Source organism: Buttiauxella sp. JUb87, from assembly GCF_004361975.1.
Lineage (GTDB): Bacteria > Pseudomonadota > Gammaproteobacteria > Enterobacterales > Enterobacteriaceae > Buttiauxella > Buttiauxella ferragutiae.
Genome location: NZ_SNVY01000005.1, coordinates 170,145 through 191,943, shown reverse-complemented (window position 1 = coordinate 191,943; position 21,799 = coordinate 170,145). Strand labels below are relative to the sequence as shown.

Genomic DNA, 21,799 nt, shown 5'->3' with positions numbered 1-21,799 from the left:
AGGCGCAGCAAGCTGCGCCTTCGTCAACAATACAGTTCTTAGCTTAAACGGCCATGACACTGCTTGAATTTTTTACCGGAACCGCATGGGCACGGATCGTTACGACCCACTTTGCGCTCACCCGTCTCTGCTGCCAGTGATTCCGCAGCCAGCGTGTCGTCATCCTGATGGCTCAACTGCTGCATCTGCGCCAAACGCTCAGCTTCATCACGACGCTGTTGTTCCATCGCTTCTACTTCTTCAGGCATACGAACCTGAACTTTGCTCAAGGTACTGATAACTTCATATTTCAGAGCTTCGAGCATAGAAGCAAACATGGCAAAAGATTCACGCTTGTATTCTTGCTTAGGATCTTTCTGCGCATAACCACGCAAGTGGATACCCTGACGCAGATAGTCCATAGCCGCCAGGTGCTCTTTCCACAATGAATCCAGGGTCTGTAGCATCACGCCTTTTTCGAAATGACGCATCATTTCAACGCCAACCACTTCTTCTTTACGCTGATACACTTCCATTGCGTTTTGCAGAATACGCTCACGCAGAGTTTCTTCATGCAGCTCAGGCTCTTTATCCAGCCACTCTTTAATTGGCAGCTCGAGGTCAAAGTCGTTTTTCAGGCGTTCTTGCAGGCCTTCAACATCCCACATTTCTTCGAGTGATTGCGGTGGGATGTGCGTGTCGATTGTCACTTTAAAGACATCTTCACGGATGCTGTTGATGGTTTCGCTAACGTCGCTCACGTCCAGCAATTCGTTACGCTGGCTGTAGATCGCACGACGTTGGTCGTTCGCCACATCATCATATTCGAGAAGCTGTTTACGGATATCGAAGTTACGGCTTTCAACTTTACGTTGTGCGTTAGCAATTGCCTTAGTGACCCATGGGTGTTCAATCGCTTCGCCCGGCTTCATGCCCAGTTTACGCATCATGCCTGAAACACGATCGGATGCGAAAATACGCATCAGTGAATCTTCCATAGACAGGTAGAAACGCGATGAACCCGCATCACCCTGACGACCGGAACGGCCGCGCAACTGGTTATCAATACGGCGAGATTCGTGACGCTCAGTACCGATGATATGCAGACCACCAGATGCCAGAACTGCGTCATGGCGAATCTGCCAGTCAGCTTTAATCTGCGCGATTTGCTCAGGCGTTGGGTCTTCAAGCTCAGCGACCTCAGCCTGCCAGCTACCACCCAGTACGATATCCGTACCACGACCAGCCATGTTGGTTGCAATGGTCACTGCGGCAGGATAACCCGCCTGCGCCACGATACCGGCTTCGTTAGCGTGGAACTTGGCGTTCAGAACATTGTGTTTGATACCCGCTTTGGTCAACTCAGCAGAAACCACTTCGGATTTTTCGATAGAAATGGTACCAACAAGAACGGGCTGACCGTTAGTAGTACGCTCTTTAATATCTTCAATGATTGCCATAATCTTGTCTGCTTCAGTCATATAGACCAGATCAGGCATGTCTTTACGGATCATTGGACGGTTAGTCGGCACAACGATAGTATCGAGTTTGTAGATAGAGCTAAATTCGAATGCTTCGGTATCCGCAGTACCCGTCATACCGGCCAGTTTTTCATACAGGCGGAAGTAGTTCTGGAAGGTAATAGATGCCAGCGTCTGGTTTTCGTTCTGAATGTCGACGCCTTCTTTAGCTTCAACAGCCTGGTGCAGGCCATCAGACCAACGGCGGCCTTGCATGGTACGACCGGTGTGTTCATCAACGATGATAACTTCGCCATCTTTAACGATGTAATCAACGTCACGGGCGAACAGCACATGCGCACGCAGTGCTGCAGTCACGTGGTGCATCAGCATAATGTTCGTCGGGGAGTACAGAGACTCACCTTCTTCCATAATGCCTTCCTGTACCAGTAACTCTTCAACCAGTACCAGACCGCGTTCGGTAATGTTTACCTGACGAGATTTTTCGTCTACGGAGAAGTGGCCTTCACCCTGGAAAGTATCAGAATCTTCTTTTTCCTGACGGATCAGGCTCGGGATGATTTTATTTACTTTACGGTACATCTCGGAGCTGTCTTCAGCAGGACCGGAGATGATTAGCGGCGTACGCGCCTCATCGATAAGAATTGAGTCAACCTCATCCACCAATGCGTAGTGCAGTTTACGCTGTACACGTTCTTCAGGGCTGAACGCCATGTTGTCACGCAGGTAGTCAAAACCGTATTCGTTGTTGGTGCCGTAAGTGATGTCAGCAGCATAAGCTTCACGCTTTGCCGGAGCTGGCATGTTTGGCAAGTTAATGCCAACGCTCAGACCGAGGTATTCGAAAAGCGGACGGTTGTTTTCGGCATCACGCTGGGCCAGATAATCGTTCACAGTAACCACGTGAACACCACGGCCACTCAGCGCATTCAGGTATGCTGGTAGAGTTGCGGTCAGTGTTTTACCTTCACCTGTACGCATCTCTGCGATACAGCGATCGTTTAGTACCATACCGCCAAGCAGCTGCACGTCGAAGTGACGCATCCCGAATACACGCTTACTCGCTTCACGAACAACCGCAAAAGCTTCTGGGATCAGATTTTCAAGTACTTCACCTTTCGCAAGACGAGCACGGAACTCATTCGTTTTGGCTTTTAATTCATCATCGGAAAGTTTTTCAATTTCCGGTTCCATACTGTTGATCAGGGTGACAACTTTACGCATACGACGCAGAGTGCGGTCGTTACGGCTACCGAAAACTTTAGTTAATAATTTGATTAGCATGATTAATTCTCAAACGCCTGCCATCAGGGCAGAGCTAAAAATAACGTTATAATTAAAGGAAAGGAATTTAGCTGAGGCGTTGTGGACCGGCGCGGATACCGTGAACCTGGCTAATCCAAATGGCAGGACTGAATGTCTCAACCGCTGGAGATTGCCAAAGCGCGATATGACGCACAATAACAGGGGGTTTGCTTTCCTGGGTAAGAAGCGCTGTGAGCGTGTCCAGCAAAGCGAGTTTGTGTGCCTGAAGTGGCAAACTTTCTTGTGCTACAGGCAATGCTTGAGGTGCCATTGCAAATGAAAGATGACGAATTACTGTACGAATAGCATGTTGATGCCAGTAATCGACACTAAAAGATGGTCGGCGGGTACTTTCCTGCAATAATGCCAGACTATTGAAGCTAACCTTATTCAGGTAGTCGTGGCTACTGGTAGATGTTTCGGCAGGGGCGGTTGGTTCGGTATTTTGGCTGAGCGCAGGCATGCCAAAACTCGCCGCAACCATCCCTAATAAGAGATGCGGCCAGAAATAACGTCTGCCAAACTGTCGCCAACGATTTAGAATACCAATCACTTTATCCGCCGGAGCATTATGTATGCGTGATAGCCGCCCACAATCTTTAGATCATTTGTTCGATGATGCTGGTGCCGAAAGCGTGTTGCAAAACGTGCAACAGCGCGCAACTGCGCTACTTAAGCTCAACAGGGCAGTGAAAGGGATATTACCCGCTCAACTGCATCCCTGGTGCCGGGTAGCAAATTTCCGACAAGGCATTCTCGTACTTGAAACTGCAAATGCTAGCTGGCTGATGCGGTTACGCTATGAACAAGCCACGCTACTGAGTGCATTACGTGCACAAATATTACCATCATTGACATCAATCGACATCAGGATTAATCCATCACTGGCTGTAATTGGACAAGAATCAGTACAAGAAAACAGCACTCAGACAGTGAAAGGGAAAACTGAAGGGGTCAACAGAGTGTTAAGCCAGCAAAGCGCGGAGGCATTAAGAATGGTGGCTGAACGTAGCCCTGAGAAATTGAAGGCAATAATAGAACGACTGGCGTCATTGGCCGGAGAGAGTACCAATGAAACCAGTCGTAATAAATAATTCTGGTGTTATGCCAGAACCATTTTCGGTGCTTTGAACGCTAACGGAAGTTCGGCATCGTCCTGGAAGGTTGCCCATTCCCAGGCTTCTTGCTTCGCCAGAACCGCTTGAAGCAGTTTGTTATTCAGTGCATGACCTGACTTATAGGCGGTAAACGCGCCGATAATGTTATGGCCGCACATGAACAAGTCGCCGATTGCGTCGAGCATTTTGTGACGAACGAATTCATCTTCAAAACGCAGACCGTCTTCGTTCAGTACGCGATAATCGTCAACAACGATGGCACAATCGAAGCTACCGCCCAGGCACAAACCACGGGACTGCAGATATTCGATATCACGCATAAAACCGAAGGTACGAGCACGACTAATCTGGCGCATAAACGCGTCCGCAGAGAAGTTCATACTGTAGCGTTGGGTACTGGCATCAATCGCCGGATGGTTAAAGTCGATGGTGAAATCCAACGAGAAACCATTGTACGGCTTGAATTCAGCCCATTTATCGCCGTCTTCAACGCGAACTGTTTCTTTCACGCGCACAAATTTCTTCGCACAGTTTAATTCGTCAATCCCGGCATCAAGCAGCAGGTAGACGAATGGCGCTGCACTACCGTCCATGATTGGGATTTCTGGGGCATTGACTTCAATAATAATGTTATCAATACCTAATCCCGCAAGGGCGGCATTCAAATGCTCAACGGTAGAAATCCGCACATCGTGCTCGTTCACCAGGCAAGTACAGAGCATGGTATCACGCACAGATTTGGCATCTGCCGGAAAATCTACCGGAGGATTCAAGTCGGTGCGACGATAGATGACCCCGGTATTTGCCGGCGCAGGGCGCAACGTCAGTGTGACTTTCTTGCCGGTATGTAAACCGACGCCAGTCGCCTGAACGATACGTTTAAGTGTCCTTTGTTTGATCATCGTATAATCTCGCCAATTACCTATCCAACCGAAGTGTATATCACAATCGGTGGGCCAGTTTAGCACAAAGAGCGCAGATCCCCAACTTCCGGTTTATTCTTAATCAGCTTGCTTACGCAGAAACGCTGGAATATCCAGATAATCAGGCTCTTTCGTTGTTTGTGGCGTATTGTCATTCACTACTTTTGCAACTGGCTTTTGCTCTTGTTGAAGCGGAGCCATACCGTGTTGCTGGTAGCGATCCATCACTGGCTGCTGAGTCTGCTTGTTGGTCACTAGAGTAATTTCTGGACGTTTGTCCATGCCAATACCAGTTGCAACAACAGTCACACGCAGTTCGTCATTCATCTCTGGATCCAGAGAAGTACCGATAACCACAGTAGCGTTATCAGATGCGAACGCACGAATGGTGTTACCCACAGTTTCGAACTCATCCAGACGCAGGTCAAAGCCAGCGGTGATGTTGACCAGAACGCCACGAGCACCAGACAGATCGATGTCTTCCAACAGTGGGCTGGAAATCGCCATTTCTGCCGCTTCTTCTGCACGATCTTCGCCACTTGCTACACCAGAGCCCATCATGGCATAACCCATTTCGGACATTACGGTGCGCACGTCAGCAAAGTCGACGTTCATCAGACCCGGACGGGTAATCAGTTCAGCGATACCCTGAACTGCACCTTTCAGTACATCGTTTGCTGCGCCAAAAGCGTCCAGCAGAGAAATACCACGGCCCAGAACTTTCAATAATTTGTCGTTCGGAATGGTGATCAGTGAATCAACATGCTTAGACAGCTCGGCAATACCCTGCTCCGCGAACGCCATGCGCTTCTTGCCTTCGAAGTTGAAAGGCTTAGTCACAACGGCTACGGTCAGGATGCCCAGATCTTTAGCAACTTCCGCAACTACCGGCGCTGCACCTGTACCAGTACCGCCACCCATGCCAGCGGCGATAAAGACCATGTCTGCGCCTTCAAGGGCTGCACGTAACGCATCGCGGTCTTCTTCCGCAGCGGTACGACCCACTTCAGGGTTAGCTCCAGCACCCAGACCTTTGGTAATACCATTACCAATCTGGATAGTCTGGCCTACCGCAGTTTTACGTAACGCTTGCGCGTCAGTATTCACTGCAAAGAATTCAACACCTTCGATGCGTTCACGCACCATGTGTTCAACGGCATTACCGCCGCCACCACCGACGCCGATGACTTTAATCACCGCGTCGTTGGTCAGTTCCATAGGTTCAAACATAGTTTCTCTCCGTTTTGTGCCTGTCGCCTGAGACCACTAATTTTGTCTGGTCTCTTATAAAAATTAAAACTCTTTTCTCAGCCAGCTGTTGATTCGCTTAATCCATGAGCCGACAGAGGTCCGTTTTTCCACTTCCGCTTCACCACTGAGATGAGTTTCTTTCCCGTAGTGCAGCAAGCCGACCGCTGTGGAGTAATAAGACTCCTGGGCGTAATCAGTCAGGCCGGTAATATTTAACGGTTGTCCGATACGAACTTGCGTATGGAACACGCGTTGCGCACAGGCTGCCAGACCTTCAATTTGTGCAGCGCCACCCGTTAGTACAATCCCCGCCGCCAGGTGGTGCTTCACACCTTGTTGGCGAAGTTGCTCTTGTAATTGCAAAATCTCTTCGTTGACCAGATTCAACAGTTCGGTATAACGAGGCTCGATGACTTCAGCGAGCGTCTGGCGTTGCAGGCTACGCGGTGGACGTCCACCGACGCTTGGCACTTCAACGTTTTCATCTTTACCGACAATTGAACCCAACGCGCAACCATGGCGGACTTTAATGGCTTCTGCATCACTCGGTGGTGTACCAAAGGCGTAAGCGATATCGCTGGTCACCACGTTCCCCGCATAAGGGATAACCTTGGTGTGGCGCAACGCGCCGCCAGTGTAGACCGCGATGTCCATAGTACCACCACCGACATCCACAACGCAGACCCCTAATTCACGCTCATCTTCGGTCAATACTGCGTAGCTCGCCGCAAGACCTGCAAAGATCAGTTGGTCCACTTTCAAGCCACATCGTTCAACAGCTTTGACGATGTTTTTAGCCATATCGTTATGGCAGGTGATGAGGTGCACTTTAGCCTGCATGCGCACCCCCGATAAACCTACAGGATTTTTGATGCCTTCCTGGTAGTCAATTGCATATTCTTGCGGGATAACGTGCAAAACACGATGTTCGTCACGTACGCGTACTGACTTCGCGGTGTGAACAACGTTCTCAACGTCTTCCTGCGTCACTTCTTCTTCCGAAATTGGCACCATGCCAATCTCGTTTTGACAGCTAATGTGTTTACCTGACAGCGCAAGGTAGACCGAAGAAATCTGGCAATCAGCCATAAGCTCGGCCTGGTCAATCGCGCGCTGAACGCATTTCACGACTGACTCGAGATCGTTTACGCCACCTTTGTCCATACCACGCGATGGGCAACTGCCCACGCCAATAATATTGACCATACCGTCAGGCAGAACTTCCCCTACTAAAGCGGCAACCTTTGCGGTACCGATCTCCAGTCCTACTACCAGTTTTCTGTCCGTCGCCTTGATCATTGTTATTCTGCCTGTGCCTGATTCTGTTGCTGATTAGGATTAGGTTCCTCTACGGGAGCTGGCTGCCAACCCACTGCCGCGCCTGAGTCATAACGCAAGTCGACGTAGCTAATCCTTTTATTGTCGGCTTGCTCTTGCTGCTGCAGAACAGGGTAAAGTTCTACAAAGCGACTCAAGCGTTTCATCGTATCGCCACGGCCCAAGTTGAGCTTGATGCCATTATTCAACGTCAATTGCCAGGAACGACGAGCGGTCATCGCCGCTTCTTTCAAAGTAAATTTATCCTTTGCCAGCACATCGCCCATTGCGCGATAGCCTTGCAAGACTTCACCTTCACTGCCTTCGGGTCCAGATAACATAGGTAAAGTCTGCTTTACCGCGCGTTCTGCTGGAACGCTAAACGCAATTCCTTGCGCATCAATCATATGCTGATCATTCCAGCGCGCTATGGGTACATATTCAACCAGATGAATCTTCAATTCGTCCGGCCACTGCTTTCTGACACTCGCCTGCTTAATCCACGGCAAGCGTTCAATTTGCTGCTGGATGATATTCACATCCTGGGTCATAAAGGTGCCTGGTGGCCCAAGTGCCAGAATTGACTGACGAATATCATCGTTACGGGTGTAATGCCGTTCACCAGTAACTACCAACTTAGACAGTGGCAGACGTTGTGCATCTTCCATCCAGCCGACGACAATCCAGCCGCCGATAAATACCGTAAACAGCACTGCACTGAGGAAAATGATCCCGGCCAGTCGCCCGCCATTACTCCGGCGAGAGCTGGTTTCCTCTTCTTCCTGGCGATTACGTGTATTCAGAGCTGCTTGCGACATATCAGTCTGCCAACTCCAGAATACGCACCACCAGTTGAGAGAACGTCATGCCTGCCTGACGTGCCGCCATCGGCACCAGACTATGGCTGGTCATGCCAGGGGACGTGTTAACTTCCAGCAGATAAAACTGCCCGTCACTATCCAGCATGACATCTACGCGCCCCCAACCACTGCAACCCAAAGCTTGCCAGGCTTGCAGCACTAACGCCTGCAATTCTTGCTCGCGTTGTTCGATTAAACCGCCTGGGCAAAAATACTGTGTTTCATCAGAGAGATACTTCGCCTCATAATCATAGAAAATTCCGGCGGGTTGAATGCGAATTGACGGCAAAATTTCTTCACCCAGGATAGCAACCGTGTACTCAGGGCCACTTAACCATTTCTCAATCAACACTTCTTCATCGTGTTCGAAGGCCAGTTCAAGTGCTGCTGGCAGTGCAGCAACGCTATCAACCTTCGACATCCCCACGCTTGAACCTTCACGGCTTGGTTTCACGATAACTGGCAGCCCCAGGCTGGCAATACGTTCTACCGTGGTTGCGCTGATACCGGCTTCCACATCACGGCGAGTCAATGCAACCCACGGAGCAACGGGTAAACCGGCACCTTTCCATAACAATTTGGTACGCAGCTTATCCATAGAGATAGCCGAAGCCATCACGCCACTGCCGGTATATGGCAGTTTCAGGAAATCCAGTAACCCTTGCAGGGTTCCGTCTTCGCCACCACGGCCATGTAAAGCAATAAATACTTTTTCAAAACCCTGCGCTTTCAGTTCAGTCACGGGTGTATTTTTCGGATCGACCTCGTGAGCGTCAATTCCGGCTTCTCTCAGGCCCGCGAGTACCGCTGCACCTGATTGCAATGACACCTCACGTTCAGCAGAAGTTCCGCCGAACAGGACAGCGATTTTCTCAGCCATGTTGGTCGCCCTCCTTAGTGTGGGACTGCAAGCGGAATTCAGCCAGGTTTCTGGCAACTTTCCCAACATTTCCTGCACCTTGCACCAGGATCAGGTCATTTCCTGACAAAACTGGCGCTAAAATGTCCGCAATCTGACTTGCGTCAGGTACAAGAATTGGGTCGACTTTTCCACGGCCACGAATAGTGCGGCATAGCGAACGGCTATCAGCGCCTGGAATTGCCGCTTCACCGGCAGAATAAACATCCAGCATCAGCAAAGAATCGACTTGCGACAATACGTTAGCAAAATCATCGTACAAATCACGAGTACGCGTGAAGCGATGCGGCTGGAAAATCATCACCAGATTTTTATCCGGCCATCCCGCACGTGCAGCTTTAATGGTGGCATCCACTTCTGTCGGATGGTGACCGTAGTCATCAACCAACATCGCGGTACCTTCTTTGCCATTCACTTCGGCAAGCGGATACTCACCCAGGAAATCAAAGCGACGCCCTGTACCCTGGAAGCTTTCCAGCGCACTCAGAATGTCAGCATCATCAATGCCTTCTTCAGTGGCAACGGACACCGCAGCAGCCGCGTTTAACGCGTTGTGGCGGCCAGGAGCATTCAAGGTCACATGCAGAGCAGGCTTACCCTGACGTGCGATGGTGAAATGCCCCTGCGGCCCTTTCTGCTGATAATTTTCAACACGAACGTCAGCGTCTTCACTAAAACCGTAAGTGGTGATCTTGCGGCCCACTCGTGGCAACAGCTCGCGAATAACCGGATCGTCTACACACATCACAGCCAGGCCATAAAACGGCAGGTTGTGCAGGAAGTTAATAAACGTCTGCTTTAAATTCTCGAAGTCGCCCTGGTAGGTATCCATATGGTCAGCTTCTATATTTGTCACCACAGAAACCATCGGTTGCAGATGGAGGAATGACGCATCACTCTCATCGGCTTCAGCAATCAGGTAACGGCTATGACCCAGACGCGCGTGGGTTCCTGCTGCTTTCACCAGACCACCATTGACAAAAGTCGGGTCGAGACCAGCTTCTGCATAAATACTGGAAACCATCGCTGTGGTGGTGGTTTTCCCGTGTGTTCCTGCAATGGCGATGCCATGACGGAAACGCATCAGTTCTGCCAGCATTTCAGCGCGACGGATAACCGGAATACGCGCTTCATGCGCCGCAACAATTTCTGGGTTATCCATCGAGATGGCGGTAGAAACCACCACAACACTCGCATCCAGTACGTTCTCTGGACGATGGTTGAAATAAATCGTGGCGCCCAGCGCCGACAACTGCTGAGTGACCGGGTTCGGAGCCAAATCAGACCCGCTGATCTGGTAACCTTCGTTAGCTAAAACTTCGGCAATACCGCCCATACCGGCGCCGCCGATGCCAACAAAGTGAATGTGCCGGACGCGACGCATCTCGGGCACGATAGAACGCAGTTTCGCCAGTTGTTGTGTATTCATTCTCTAACCTGCAGCGTCAAACGCCATTACTTCAAATATTCATGGGCAAAAGAGCCACCCACAATGATTACGCCAGTGCTGCGGCGCTCACTTCATTTGCTACCCGTTCTGTGGCATCAGGAATGGATGCAGCACGCGCACGTTCGGCCATTGCCAGTAACGTCGTTCTGTCCCACCCGGCGAGAGTTTGGGTAACGGCATCCACGGTAAACTGCGGTTGCTCCAGTATTTTTGCCGCTCCAGCTTTTTCCAGCGGCAGCGCATTCCAGTATTGCTGCCGATCTTTATGCTGGAAGGGAACAAACAGTGCAGGTAACCCTGCTGCCGCGATTTCACTGACGGTTAACGCACCGGAGCGACACACCACGACATCGGCCCATGCATAAGCAGCAGCCATATCATCAATAAATTCGGTCACTTTATGCTGAGGCTGTGCGGCTTCAGCATAGGCCTGCTGAACAACGTCCAGCCCACCTTTACCACATTGGTGCCAGATAGTGACAGAATCACCCAGACGGCCTGCAACTTGCGGCATCGTCTGGTTCAGCACGCGAGCCCCTTGAGAGCCACCGACGACTAAAACGCGGACAGGGCCTTCACGTCCGGAAAAACGTTCTTGCGGTAATGGTAGCGCCAGCACATCAGTGCGCACCGGATTGCCCACCACATCAGCATTCGGGAAAGCCCCCGGAAATGCCTGCATCACTTTTTTGGCGATTTTTGACAGCCATTTGTTGGTTAAACCAGCAATACCATTTTGCTCATGTAACACCACGGGAATACCGAGCGACCAGGCTGCCAGACCACCAGGGCCAGATACATAACCGCCCATCCCCAGAACCACATCCGGGCGATACGCTTTCATGATGGCTCGCGCCTGACGCCAGGCGTTGAAAATACGCACGGGCGCCAACAACATGGCTTTCAGGCCTTTACCGCGCAAACCTGAAATACGAATAAAATCGATCTCAATCCCATGTTTAGGAACTAAGTCAGCTTCCATACGATCGGCGGTTCCCAGCCAGCGGACTTGCCAGCCCTGGTCCATTAAGTGATGCGCCACAGCAAGCCCCGGGAACACATGCCCGCCAGTCCCGCCTGCCATCACCATTAACCGCCGGGTTTGATTACTCATCGCACACCCTTCGTGAACGCCTGTGCTTTTGCCAGACGGGTTTCATAATCAATACGCAGCAACATCATGATTGCTGTAGACATAATTATCAGGCTTGAACCACCGTAACTGATCAGGGGTAATGTCAGGCCTTTGGTTGGCAACATGCCCGCTGCCGCCCCAACGTTTACCAGAGCCTGGAAACTAAACCAGATCCCGATTGAGCAGCCTAAGAACCCTGCAAAACGTTGGTCCATTTCTAACGCACGTTTACCGATGGACATCGCACGAAAAGCCACGAAGAATACCATCATTAATGCCAGCACCACACCGATATATCCGAGCTCTTCTCCGATAATGGAGAAGATGAAGTCGGTATGCGCTTCCGGTAAATACTCGAGTTTTTGTACCGAATTCCCTAAGCCCTGCCCCCACAATTCACCGCGGCCAAACGCCATCAGAGATTGTGTTAGCTGGTAGCCACTACCAAACGGGTCTTCCCACGGATTCCAGAAGGACGTTACGCGGCGAATACGATAAGGTTCTGCGAGGATCAGTAGCACCACGGCAGAAATACCCATGCCGATAATCGCGAGGAACTGCCAGAGTTTGGCGCCGGCGAGGAACAACATCGCAAGCGTTGTCACAAACAGCACAACCACAGTACCGAGGTCAGGCTGCGCCAGCAACAACACTGCCATCACCAGAATAACGCCCATCGGTTTGAGGAAGCCGCGCAAGTTGTTACGTACTTCATCAACCTTACGAACCAGGTAGTTGGCCAGATAGCAGAACAACGACAGCTTGGTAAACTCAGCAGGCTGAATACGCAGTGGACCGAACGCAATCCAGCGTGATGCCCCGTTAACCGAGCTACCGACGACCAGTACGATCAACAGCATTGCGATGGATAATAGCAGCAGCGCGGTACTGTGACGCTGCCAGAATTCCATCGGTAAACGCAGTGTTACCAACGACAGTGCAAAAGCCAGTGCGATGTACAAACCATCACGTTTGGCAAACAGGAACGGATCATTTGCCAGACGCTGCCCCACCGGCATCGATGCCGATGTGACCATAACAAAGCCTACTGCGGCCAACCCGAAAGTCAGCCAGAGCAAAGTACGGTCGTACAGCACCATGCTATTTGAATCAGCTTCGCGGGAGCCCATCACCCAGCCTTTTACCGCCGACGCCAGCCAACTCAGGATGGCAAATCCTGGCAGTCGTGGCATTCGCAGGCGAGGGAGAGATAAGCGCATCAGCCAAGCTCCTTCGCAAGCAGAGTGAATTGGTCGCCACGTTGCTCGAAGTTTTTGAACTGATCGAGGCTGGCGCAAGCCGGTGAAAGCAGAACCATGTCACCCGGTTGTACGCGGGTTGCGATCAATTTCATCGCCTGTTCCATGGTTTCAGTTTGCTCGGCAACATCCGGGCGCAGTGCCGCAAGTTCAGCACCATCACGACCAAAACAATAAAGGCGAATTGCTGAACCTTGCAGATATTGGCTAAGCGAGGAGAAATCCGCAGATTTACCGTCACCGCCTAACAGCAGATGCAAAGTCCCGTCGACTTTCAAACCGTTCAACGCCGCTTCAGTACTGCCGACATTGGTCGCTTTAGAATCGTTAATCCAGCGCACACCGTTACGTTCCCAGGAAAGCTGGAAGCGGTGAGCCAGACCCGTAAACGTGGTGAGGGCTTTCAGGCTACTGGAGCGTGGGAGTTTCACCGCATCAGCCAGTGCCAGTGCAGCAAGCGCGTTGGTGTAGTTATGACGCCCCACCACTTTCATCTCTTTGGTGTTCAGGACTTTCTCGCCCTTCACTCGTAGCCAGGTGTCGCCCTGCTGGTAATTAAGATGATAGTCACCGACATCCACACCAAAGCTCACACAGCGCTCGTCTGCACCACGCACTGGCATCGTCAGCGCGTCATCAGCATTGACGACACAAAGCGCCGCGTTTTCATAAACTCGTAACTTAGCCGCACGGTACTGCTGCAAACCCAACGGATAGCGATCCATATGATCTTCAGTGACGTTGAGAATGGTCGCCGCTGCGGCTTTCAGGCTAAACGTGGTTTCCAGCTGGAAGCTGGATAACTCAAGCACATAAAGCTCACAGCTCTGATCGAGTAACATCAATGCTGGCAACCCGATGTTTCCACCCACGCCAACATTGACGCCAGCGGCTTTCGCCATTTCACCGACTAACGTGGTGACCGTGCTTTTACCGTTAGAACCGGTAATCGCCACAATAGGCGCTTGTGCTTCACGGCAAAACAGTTCGATATCACCAATGATTTCAACACCGGTGTCTGCGGCACGGCTCAACGCAGGATGAGCGACAGCGATACCAGGGCTGGCAATAATCAAGTCAGCCGCTAACAACCAGTCTTCGTTGAGTGAGCCAGTATGTCGTTCCACCGAGTCTGGCAATCTTTCCAACCCCGGTGGTGAGATGCGGGTATCCATTACGCGAGGCGTGACGCCGCGCGCAAGGAAGAAATCCACACAGGACAGGCCAGTGAGGCCCAATCCGATAATAACGACTTTTTTACCCTGGTAATCAGTCATGGTTAGCGCACCTTCAGGGTAGCGAGGCCGATCAGAACCAGCATCAGCGAAATAATCCAGAAGCGCACAATGACTCGCGGCTCAGGCCAGCCTTTCAATTCATAATGGTGATGAATCGGGGCCATGCGGAAAATACGCTGCCCGCGCAATTTGAAGGAACCAACCTGCAAAATAACCGACAGCGTTTCAACCACGAACACGCCACCCATAATCACTAACAGGAATTCCTGGCGCAGTAGTACCGCGATAGTGCCGAGTGCACCGCCCAGAGCCAAAGAGCCGACATCGCCCATAAAGACTTGCGCTGGATAGGTGTTGAACCACAGGAAACCTAACCCGGCACCGACAATCGCCGTACAGACGATAACCAGTTCACCGGAATGGCGCAGATAAGGGATATGCAGATACTCAGCAAACTTAATGTTACCCGTCGCCCACGCCACCAGCGCAAATCCTGCCGCCACCAGCACGGTTGGCATAATCGCCAGGCCATCGAGACCATCGGTCAGGTTTACGGCATTGCCAGTACCGACGATCACAAAGTACGCCAGCAGTACGTAAAACAGGCCAAGTTGCGGCATCACGTCTTTAAAGAACGGCACAACCAGCTCGGTGGCTGGCGTTCCCTTCCCTGCGATGTACATCGTGAAGGCAACAGCCAACGCGATAACCGACATCCAGAAATATTTCCAACGAGCAATCAAACCTTTGGTGTCTTTGCGTACCACTTTGCGGTAGTCATCGACAAAGCCAATCGCCCCGTAACCCACCAGTACGAACAACACGCACCAGACGTATGGATTGGAAGGATACGCCCACATCAACACAGAGATAACGATTGAGGTCAGGATCATAATCCCGCCCATCGTTGGTGTACCGCGCTTGCTAAAATGGGACTCCGGGCCGTCATTACGCACGACCTGGCCGAAAGAGAGTTGCTGCAAACGAGCAATCATACGCGGCCCCATCCATAACGAGATGAACAGAGCAGTCAGCAGGCTGACAATGGCGCGAAACGTCAGATAGGAAAAGACGTTAAAGCCTGAATAATATTTGACCAAGTGTTCGGCCAGCCAAACTAACATGTTCCATTCTCCTGTAATGCGAGTACTACCTGTTCCATGGCAGCACTACGTGAACCCTTCACTAAAATGGTCATCATTGAATGCTCTTCTATAAGCGCCTTCAGACGCACGATTAAAGAAGGCTTATCGGTAAAATGTTCGCCAACTTCAGAGGTTTGGCTGATAATTTCGCTCAGTTTGCCAACACTCAATACACAATCAATACCCACGGCTTTCGCCGCTTCACCCACCTGACGATGGCATTCAACAGACTCGTCGCCCAGTTCAGCCATATCGCCAACAACCATCACGCGGAAACCCGGCATTTCAGACAGCACCTGCGCGGCGGCGGTCATTGAGCCCACATTCGCGTTGTAACTGTCGTCGAGCAGAAGTTGGTTTTCGGAAAGTTGAATCGGGAACAAACGCCCAGGAACAGCTTTTAAGTCGGCAAGACCTGCTTTCACAGCTTCCAGTGACGCCCCCACCGCCAACGCCAGCGACGTTGCAGCCAATGCATTAGCAATGTTGTGACGGCCAGGAAGCGGCAAGGTCACATCAACATCGCCGATTGGCGTTTTGATGGTGAACTCAGTGCCATGTACGGTGATGTGGACATTGGTCGCGGTAAAATCACTTCCGGTTGCATTCGGAGAGAAACGCCAGGTTTTGCGCGCACCAATAATTTCTTGCCAGTTCAGCCAGTCATTATTGTCGGCATTGAGAATCGCAATACCATTCTCCGGCAGGCCGGCGAAGATCTCACCTTTCGCTTTCGCAACACCGGCAAGTGAGCCAAAGCCTTCAAGGTGTGCCGCGGCAAGGTTGTTCACCAGTGCGGCTTCCGGGCGCGTCAGATTAACCGTCCAGGCGATTTCTCCTTGATGGTTTGCACCCAGCTCAATGACAGCATATTCATATTCTGGCGTCAGGCGTAACAACGTCATTGGCACACCAATGTCGTTATTCAGATTGCCAGCGGTATACAAGGTGTTACCGCATTCGCGCAAAATCGCTGCGGTCATCTCTTTTACAGAGGTTTTTCCGGAAGAACCAGTCAACGCCACAATCCGCGTTGGAACCTGTTGACGGACCCAGGCCGCCAGTTCGCCGAATGCTTGATGTGTATCTGCAACCACAAGTTGCGGAACCTTAACATCCAGCTTGCGAGAAACCAGTAATGCACCTGCCCCGCCGTTTACCGCATCTTGCGCAAAATCGTGTGCATCGAAGCGTTCGCCTTTTAATGCGACAAACAGGCACCCAGGCGTTAATTTGCGCGTGTCAGTGGTGACATCAATGATGTCCGCATCAGCGCCGTGCAATTCGCCATGCAGGATAGTGGCGAGCTGGCCTAATGAAACGCGGATCATGCCACAACTCCCAACAGGCGGGCGGCAGTGACGCGGTCGGAATAGTCCAGACGGCGCACACCAACAATCTGATAGTCCTCATGGCCTTTGCCTGCTACCAGAACGACATCATTTTCTTGCGCCTGCATAATCGCGTTGGTTACCGCTTCGGCACGACCTGAAACCACATGTGCACGCCCGGCGTCCAGCATGCCAACCAGAATATCAGCCACAATTGCGTTCGGCTCTTCAGTACGTGGGTTGTCATCGGTGACAACCACAACATCCGCATATTGCTCGGCGATACCGCCCATAATCGGACGCTTGCCTTTATCACGATCGCCACCGCAACCGAAGACGCACCATAGCTTGCCACTGCAATGCAAACGGGCAGCCTGTAATGCTTTTTCCAGAGCATCCGGCGTGTGGGCATAATCCACCACTACCGTCGGTTTACCCGGCGCGCTGAAAACTTCCATTCGCCCGCAAACCGGTTGCAGACTCGGTGCTGTTTTCAGTAATTCTTCAATTGGGTAATCCAGCACTAACAGAGTCGCCAGCGCTAACAACAAGTTGCTGACGTTAAAGGCTCCCATCAGGCGGCTTTCAATTTCGCCATCGCCCCAGGAGGAGTTGAACTGGATAGTCGCGCCACCATCGTGATAATGCACGTTGGTGGCTTTCAACCAACGGCCACGACAGCCAGGCTGTAAATTATTTTCCATCGTCACGGCAACGGCGTCAGGTAGACGCGCTAACCAGTTGCGCCCGACCTCATCGTCAGCATTGATGATGGCATGGCCATAATCGTGTTCGGAGAACAGCAGCCATTTAGCCGCTTCGTAACCTGCCATATCGCCGTGGTAATCGAGGTGATCACGGCTTAGGTTGGTGAACACGCTGGCGGCAAATTTCAGAGCGGAAACACGATGCTGAACCAGACCGTGGGAGGAAACTTCCATTGCGGCAAAGCTCGCACCTTGCTCTGCAAGGTTAGCAAGCACTTGCTGTACATCAACGGCAGAACCGGTGGTGTTTTCGGTTGGTTTTACGTTACCAAGCAGGCCGTTACCGACAGTCCCCATAACGGCACTGGTTTCGCCTAATAACTGGCTCCACTGCGCAAGCAACTGAGCTGTAGTGGTTTTACCGTTAGTACCCGTCACGCCAACCAGGCGCAATGCACTCGAGGGTTGGTGGTAAAAACGCCCTGCCAGGGCAGAAAGGCGTTGATGCAGCTGGCTCAGATAAATAACCGGCACACCATGCATTTCACGGACTTCGCCATCCGTTGCTTCGCCTTCAGCTTCAGCCACGACAGCGGCTACGCCTTGCGCTATTGCCTGCGGGATATATCGACGCCCGTCCGCCTGATGGCCGACTACAGCCACAAAAAGGTCGCCCGACGCCGCCACGCGACTATCGAGTGTCATTTCTCGCAGAGCTCTCGCAGGTAGCGCTGGCACCCACGGAGCGAGAAGGTCGCGCAAATTACGATCTGCCACCTGTTCCCTCTTTTTGATTGATTACAAATTCACTTTTTTCACCTGTCGCCAAAGCATCCGGTTCGATATTCATGGTGCGCAGAACGCCGCCCATGATGGCACCGAACACAGGTGCAGAGACGGCACCACCGTAATATTTACCTGCTTGTGGATCGTTAATGACCACAACCAAAGCGAATCGTGGATTACTGGCTGGCGCAACACCTGCGGTGTAAGCGATGTATTTGTTGACGTATTTTCCATCCGGCCCGACTTTTTTCGCAGTACCGGTCTTAATTGCAATGCGGTAACCCTTGATGGCCGCTTTCACGCCACCACCACCGGGTAATGCCACACTTTCCATCATATGAACGACGGTACGAACCAACGGTTCAGGGAAGATACGTTCACCTGGAACCGGTGGATCAACCTTCGTTATCGACAACGGACGATATACGCCGTAGCTGCCGATCGTTGCGTAGACACGCGCTAACTGTAACGGGGTTACCATTAGCCCGTAGCCGAAAGAGAAGGTGGCCCTCTCTATGTCAGACCACCGTTGTTTTTGCGGATATAAGCCACTGCGTTCTCCGACCAGCCCCAAGTTGGTCGCTTTTCCCAATCCAAAACGTGAGTAAGTATCTACCAACGCTGAGGAGGGCATCGCTAACGCCAGTTTTGAAACCCCGACGTTACTCGACTTCTGTAGTACCCCGGTAAGGGTCAATTCGCTGTAGCGCGCCACATCTTTGATCTCATGACCATTAATGCGGTACGGCACGGTATTCAGAACGGTGTTTTCACGTACCACACCACGTTGCAGAGCGGTCATGACAACCATCGGTTTAACTGTCGAACCTGGCTCGAAAACGTCCGTAATAGTACGGTTACGCATAATGTCTTTCGGCGTGCCGGTCAGGTTATTGGGGTTGTAGGAAGGGCTGTTAGCCATCGCCAACACTTCACCTGTATTCACATCCACCAGCACTGCACTACCTGATTCAGCTTTGTTGAAGGCCACAGCGTTGTTGAGCTCGCGATAAACCAGCGCCTGCAGGCGTTCATCAATGCTCAAAGCCAGGTTATGGGCAGCCTGGCTATCGGTTGAGGAGATATCTTCGATGACGCGACCGTAGCGGTCTTTACGCACAACGCGCTCGCCAGGTTGGCCGGTAAGCCATTTATCGAAGCTCTTTTCTACGCCTTCAATCCCCTGACTATCGACGTTGGTGAAGCCAATAAGATGAGCGGTTACTTCGCCAGATGGGTAGTAGCGACGAGACTCTTCACGTAGATGAATCCCTGGAAGTTTGAGTTTTTTGATGTAGTCGCCGATATCGGGGTTTACCTGGCGTGCCAGATAAATAAAGCGACCTTTTGGATTGCTGTTGACGCGAGAAGCAAGCTGATCAAGAGGGATTTTTAGAGCATCTGCCAGTGCTTTCCAGCGGTTATCAAGCGTAATGCCACCCGCATCATGCAACTCTTTAGGGTCTGCCCAAATCGCATTCACCGGCACACTCACTGCCAGTGGACGACCTGCACGGTCGCTAATCATGCCACGAGAAGTCGAGACTTCCTGCACGCGTAGGGAACGCATATCCCCCTGGCGCACTAACATGTCTGGCGCGATGATTTGCAGCCAGGCAACGCGCCCCAACAGGAAAACCAGCGCCAGCAAAATGCAACCGCAAAGCAACGCAAAACGCCAACTTACAAAGTTGGCCTGTTCTTCCTGGCGTTTCGGTTTAAGCGTTTTTGCCGCTGCTCTCATCTGTCACGCGATTCCTTATTGCTGAACTACGATGTTTTCCTGCGATGGGTCGACATGCTGCAATTGCAGCTTTTCCGTCGCGACCCGCTCCACTCGGCTATGATCGCCTAGTGCGTTTTCTTCCAAAATCAGGTTGCGCCACTCGATATCTAACGCATCACGCTCCACCACCATTTGCTCACGCTGTGCGGTAAGCAGACGGGTATGGTGCGCGGTGGTGACCACGAAAATGGCGGTAACGATAATGGCGGTAAACAAAATCAGTGGCATTTTCCCATGACGCAGCAAGTCACCACCAATCACCGCTGGTAGTGCATGACGCTCGCCACTGCTCAACTGGCCAGTAACTTTATTTAGGGCTTCTGCCACTTTATTGATCATGCGTTCGTCCTTTCAGCGATACGCAGTACCGAACTACGCGCGCGTGGGTTTTCCGCCACTTCTTCGTCACCCGGCATCATTTTGCCGATGGATTTTAAATATCTGCCGCCGAGTTTATTCAACTGAGCTTCAGTCATTGGAATACCAGCCGGAACCTGTGGCCCACGGGTGTTTTCACGCATAAAGCGCTTAACAATCCGGTCTTCCAAGGAGTGGAAACTGATAATCGACAAGCGGCCACCAGGGGACAGTGTTTCAATTGAACCTTTAAGTGCCTGTTCAATCTCTTCAAGTTCACTGTTGATCCAGATACGGATCGCCTGGAACGTACGCGTTGCCGGATGTTTAAACTTATCTTTTACCGGCATTGCCGCAGCCACGACTGTTGCCAGTTCTTTGGTACGAGTCATTGGCTGTTCACGGTTGCGCTCAATAATGGCGCGAGCAATACGCTTACCGAACTTTTCTTCACCAAAGGTTTTAATAACCCAGGCGATATCAGCTTCGTCTGCTGTGAGTAACCACTGAGCAGCGGATTGACCACGAGTCGGGTCCATACGCATATCTAACGGGCCGTCACGCATAAACGAGAAACCGCGTTCAGCATCATCGAGTTGCGGTGAAGAGACGCCAAGATCCAACAGGATGCCGTCAATTTTTCCCAGCAAATCGCGTTCGCGTGCGTATTCAGCTAATTCAGAGAAAGGCCCATGAATAATGGAGAAGCGTGGGTCATCAATTGCCTGAGCCGCTTCAATTGCTTGCGGATCACGGTCGATAGCCAGCAAGCGTCCTTCTGGTCCCAGTTGGGAAAGAATCAAACGAGAATGGCCGCCACGACCAAAGGTGCCATCAATGTAGATGCCATCCTGACGAATGTTGAGACCATTCACGGCCTCATCAAGCAGCACCGAAGTATGTTTAAAATTTTCCATCATTATTTATAGTGACAAGTCCTGCAGCCTATCCGACAACGTAGTCGTCGTGGCCTGCTCAGCGTCGATGTCTTCCTTGACCTGTTGATGCCAGGTCGTTTCATCCCACAGTTCAAATTTATTGAACTGCCCAACCAGCATCACTTCTTTGGTTAGCCCGGCGTGTTGGCGCAAAACTGGGGCCAACAACAAACGCCCGGCGCTATCCATCTGACATTCACTGGCATGGCCCAGTAACAATCGCTGCACGCGACGCTCAACCGGGTTCATGCTCGACAGACGAGCTAGCTTTTGTTCAATAATTTCCCATTCGGGAAGGGTATAAAGCAGCAGGCATGGGTGATGGATGTCGATGGTACAAACCATCTGACCTTCAGAGGTTTCGACAAGCGCATCCCGGTAACGGGTAGGAACGGCGAGCCGCCCTTTGCTGTCGAGATTGACTAATGTTGCCCCACGGAACATGCCAGCCTCACCCTTAAATTCCCCTTTCCACCACTTTGACCCACAAAATCCCACCTAAAGGAGTTTACGG

At 51.6% G+C, this 21,799-nt stretch carries 19 protein-coding genes; 1 reads left to right on the top strand and 18 read right to left on the bottom strand.

Features of this window, described 5'->3' with window-relative positions; all coding sequences use genetic code 11:
* Positions 1-38: 38 nt before the first annotated feature.
* Together secA and secM are read right to left on the bottom strand one after the other, a co-directional pair.
* Positions 39-2,744 carry a preprotein translocase subunit SecA gene (secA, locus tag EC843_RS18015; RefSeq protein WP_064539914.1) on the bottom strand — a complete coding sequence of 902 codons (2,706 nt, stop codon included), beginning with the start codon at positions 2,742-2,744 and terminating at the stop codon, positions 39-41.
* A gap of 67 nt (positions 2,745-2,811) precedes the next feature.
* Positions 2,812-3,318 carry a secA translation cis-regulator SecM gene (gene secM, locus EC843_RS18010; protein ID WP_064539915.1) on the bottom strand — a complete coding sequence of 169 codons (507 nt, stop codon included), beginning with the start codon at positions 3,316-3,318 and terminating at the stop codon, positions 2,812-2,814.
* 22 nt (positions 3,319-3,340) lie between these two features.
* On the opposite strand from secM, the gene EC843_RS18005 reads away from it, so the two are divergent.
* The gene (locus EC843_RS18005) at positions 3,341-3,859 is read left to right on the top strand and encodes a DciA family protein (RefSeq protein WP_133522757.1); all 519 of its coding nucleotides are present in this window, start codon (positions 3,341-3,343) and stop codon (positions 3,857-3,859) included.
* A gap of 8 nt (positions 3,860-3,867) precedes the next feature.
* Here EC843_RS18005 and lpxC read toward each other — a convergent pair whose 3' ends face one another.
* The 16 genes from lpxC to mraZ form a co-directional block, all read right to left on the bottom strand.
* On the bottom strand, positions 3,868-4,785 hold the full coding sequence (lpxC, locus tag EC843_RS18000) for a UDP-3-O-acyl-N-acetylglucosamine deacetylase (RefSeq protein WP_064539919.1): 918 nt from the start codon (positions 4,783-4,785) through the stop codon (positions 3,868-3,870).
* Positions 4,786-4,884: 99 nt separating this feature from the next.
* Entirely contained in the window at positions 4,885-6,036 is a 1,152-nt protein-coding gene (ftsZ, locus tag EC843_RS17995) for a cell division protein FtsZ (protein ID WP_064539921.1), read from the bottom strand.
* A 63-nt stretch (positions 6,037-6,099) separates the two neighbouring features.
* A complete protein-coding gene (gene ftsA, locus EC843_RS17990; protein WP_034460940.1) occupies positions 6,100-7,356 on the bottom strand; it encodes a cell division protein FtsA in 1,257 nt (418 codons plus the stop codon).
* Between the two features lie 2 nt (positions 7,357-7,358).
* A complete protein-coding gene (gene ftsQ, locus EC843_RS17985) occupies positions 7,359-8,192 on the bottom strand; it encodes a cell division protein FtsQ (RefSeq protein WP_064539923.1) in 834 nt (277 codons plus the stop codon).
* 1 nt (position 8,193) lies between these two features.
* Positions 8,194-9,114 (bottom strand): D-alanine--D-alanine ligase, encoded by a 921-nt coding sequence (locus tag EC843_RS17980; RefSeq protein ID WP_064539925.1) that lies wholly within the window; start codon positions 9,112-9,114, stop codon positions 8,194-8,196.
* Positions 9,107-10,582 (bottom strand): UDP-N-acetylmuramate--L-alanine ligase, encoded by a 1,476-nt coding sequence (gene murC, locus EC843_RS17975; RefSeq protein WP_064539927.1) that lies wholly within the window; start codon positions 10,580-10,582, stop codon positions 9,107-9,109. The genes EC843_RS17980 and murC overlap by 8 nt, the downstream gene beginning before the upstream one ends.
* A gap of 67 nt (positions 10,583-10,649) precedes the next feature.
* Complete coding sequence (murG, locus tag EC843_RS17970) at positions 10,650-11,717, bottom strand: undecaprenyldiphospho-muramoylpentapeptide beta-N-acetylglucosaminyltransferase (protein ID WP_121814298.1); 1,068 nt, start codon at positions 11,715-11,717, stop codon at positions 10,650-10,652.
* Positions 11,714-12,958, bottom strand: a complete 1,245-nt coding sequence (ftsW, locus tag EC843_RS17965) for a cell division protein FtsW (protein WP_064539930.1) — start codon at positions 12,956-12,958, stop codon at positions 11,714-11,716. Before ftsW ends, murG begins: the two co-directional genes overlap by 4 nt.
* Positions 12,958-14,274 (bottom strand): UDP-N-acetylmuramoyl-L-alanine--D-glutamate ligase, encoded by a 1,317-nt coding sequence (gene murD / locus EC843_RS17960; protein WP_133522756.1) that lies wholly within the window; start codon positions 14,272-14,274, stop codon positions 12,958-12,960. Before murD ends, ftsW begins: the two co-directional genes overlap by 1 nt.
* 2 nt (positions 14,275-14,276) lie before the next feature.
* Entirely contained in the window at positions 14,277-15,359 is a 1,083-nt protein-coding gene (mraY, locus tag EC843_RS17955; RefSeq protein WP_064539934.1) for a phospho-N-acetylmuramoyl-pentapeptide-transferase, read from the bottom strand.
* Complete coding sequence (gene murF / locus EC843_RS17950) at positions 15,353-16,711, bottom strand: UDP-N-acetylmuramoyl-tripeptide--D-alanyl-D-alanine ligase (RefSeq protein WP_133522755.1); 1,359 nt, start codon at positions 16,709-16,711, stop codon at positions 15,353-15,355. Before murF ends, mraY begins: the two co-directional genes overlap by 7 nt.
* Positions 16,708-18,195 (bottom strand): UDP-N-acetylmuramoyl-L-alanyl-D-glutamate--2,6-diaminopimelate ligase, encoded by a 1,488-nt coding sequence (gene murE, locus EC843_RS17945; protein WP_064539938.1) that lies wholly within the window; start codon positions 18,193-18,195, stop codon positions 16,708-16,710. Before murE ends, murF begins: the two co-directional genes overlap by 4 nt.
* Positions 18,182-19,948, bottom strand: a complete 1,767-nt coding sequence (locus tag EC843_RS17940; protein ID WP_064539940.1) for a peptidoglycan glycosyltransferase FtsI — start codon at positions 19,946-19,948, stop codon at positions 18,182-18,184. Before EC843_RS17940 ends, murE begins: the two co-directional genes overlap by 14 nt.
* A 15-nt stretch (positions 19,949-19,963) precedes the next feature.
* The gene (ftsL, locus tag EC843_RS17935; RefSeq protein ID WP_064539942.1) at positions 19,964-20,329 is read right to left on the bottom strand and encodes a cell division protein FtsL; all 366 of its coding nucleotides are present in this window, start codon (positions 20,327-20,329) and stop codon (positions 19,964-19,966) included.
* Complete coding sequence (gene rsmH, locus EC843_RS17930) at positions 20,326-21,267, bottom strand: 16S rRNA (cytosine(1402)-N(4))-methyltransferase RsmH (protein ID WP_133522754.1); 942 nt, start codon at positions 21,265-21,267, stop codon at positions 20,326-20,328. Before rsmH ends, ftsL begins: the two co-directional genes overlap by 4 nt.
* A 3-nt stretch (positions 21,268-21,270) precedes the next feature.
* Positions 21,271-21,729 carry a division/cell wall cluster transcriptional repressor MraZ gene (mraZ, locus tag EC843_RS17925; protein ID WP_064539946.1) on the bottom strand — a complete coding sequence of 153 codons (459 nt, stop codon included), beginning with the start codon at positions 21,727-21,729 and terminating at the stop codon, positions 21,271-21,273.
* Positions 21,730-21,799: the final 70 nt, after the last annotated feature.

What these genes read in the sequence shown, in the direction of transcription:
- secA (WP_064539914.1), bottom strand. Translation starts at nt 2,744, where the DNA reads ATGCTAATCAAATTATTAACTAAAGTTTTCGGTAGCCGTAACGACCGC.
- EC843_RS18005 (WP_133522757.1), top strand. Translation starts at nt 3,341, where the DNA reads ATGCGTGATAGCCGCCCACAATCTTTAGATCATTTGTTCGATGATGCT.
- lpxC (WP_064539919.1), bottom strand. Translation starts at nt 4,785, where the DNA reads ATGATCAAACAAAGGACACTTAAACGTATCGTTCAGGCGACTGGCGTC.
- ftsZ (WP_064539921.1), bottom strand. Translation starts at nt 6,036, where the DNA reads ATGTTTGAACCTATGGAACTGACCAACGACGCGGTGATTAAAGTCATC.
- ftsA (WP_034460940.1), bottom strand. Translation starts at nt 7,356, where the DNA reads ATGATCAAGGCGACGGACAGAAAACTGGTAGTAGGACTGGAGATCGGT.
- ftsQ (WP_064539923.1), bottom strand. Translation starts at nt 8,192, where the DNA reads ATGTCGCAAGCAGCTCTGAATACACGTAATCGCCAGGAAGAAGAGGAA.
- EC843_RS17980 (WP_064539925.1), bottom strand. Translation starts at nt 9,114, where the DNA reads ATGGCTGAGAAAATCGCTGTCCTGTTCGGCGGAACTTCTGCTGAACGT.
- murC (WP_064539927.1), bottom strand. Translation starts at nt 10,582, where the DNA reads ATGAATACACAACAACTGGCGAAACTGCGTTCTATCGTGCCCGAGATG.
- murG (WP_121814298.1), bottom strand. Translation starts at nt 11,717, where the DNA reads ATGAGTAATCAAACCCGGCGGTTAATGGTGATGGCAGGCGGGACTGGC.
- ftsW (WP_064539930.1), bottom strand. Translation starts at nt 12,958, where the DNA reads ATGCGCTTATCTCTCCCTCGCCTGCGAATGCCACGACTGCCAGGATTT.
- murD (WP_133522756.1), bottom strand. Translation starts at nt 14,274, where the DNA reads ATGACTGATTACCAGGGTAAAAAAGTCGTTATTATCGGATTGGGCCTC.
- mraY (WP_064539934.1), bottom strand. Translation starts at nt 15,359, where the DNA reads ATGTTAGTTTGGCTGGCCGAACACTTGGTCAAATATTATTCAGGCTTT.
- murF (WP_133522755.1), bottom strand. Translation starts at nt 16,711, where the DNA reads ATGATCCGCGTTTCATTAGGCCAGCTCGCCACTATCCTGCATGGCGAA.
- EC843_RS17940 (WP_064539940.1), bottom strand. Translation starts at nt 19,948, where the DNA reads ATGAGAGCAGCGGCAAAAACGCTTAAACCGAAACGCCAGGAAGAACAG.
- ftsL (WP_064539942.1), bottom strand. Translation starts at nt 20,329, where the DNA reads ATGATCAATAAAGTGGCAGAAGCCCTAAATAAAGTTACTGGCCAGTTG.
- rsmH (WP_133522754.1), bottom strand. Translation starts at nt 21,267, where the DNA reads ATGATGGAAAATTTTAAACATACTTCGGTGCTGCTTGATGAGGCCGTG.
- mraZ (WP_064539946.1), bottom strand. Translation starts at nt 21,729, where the DNA reads ATGTTCCGTGGGGCAACATTAGTCAATCTCGACAGCAAAGGGCGGCTC.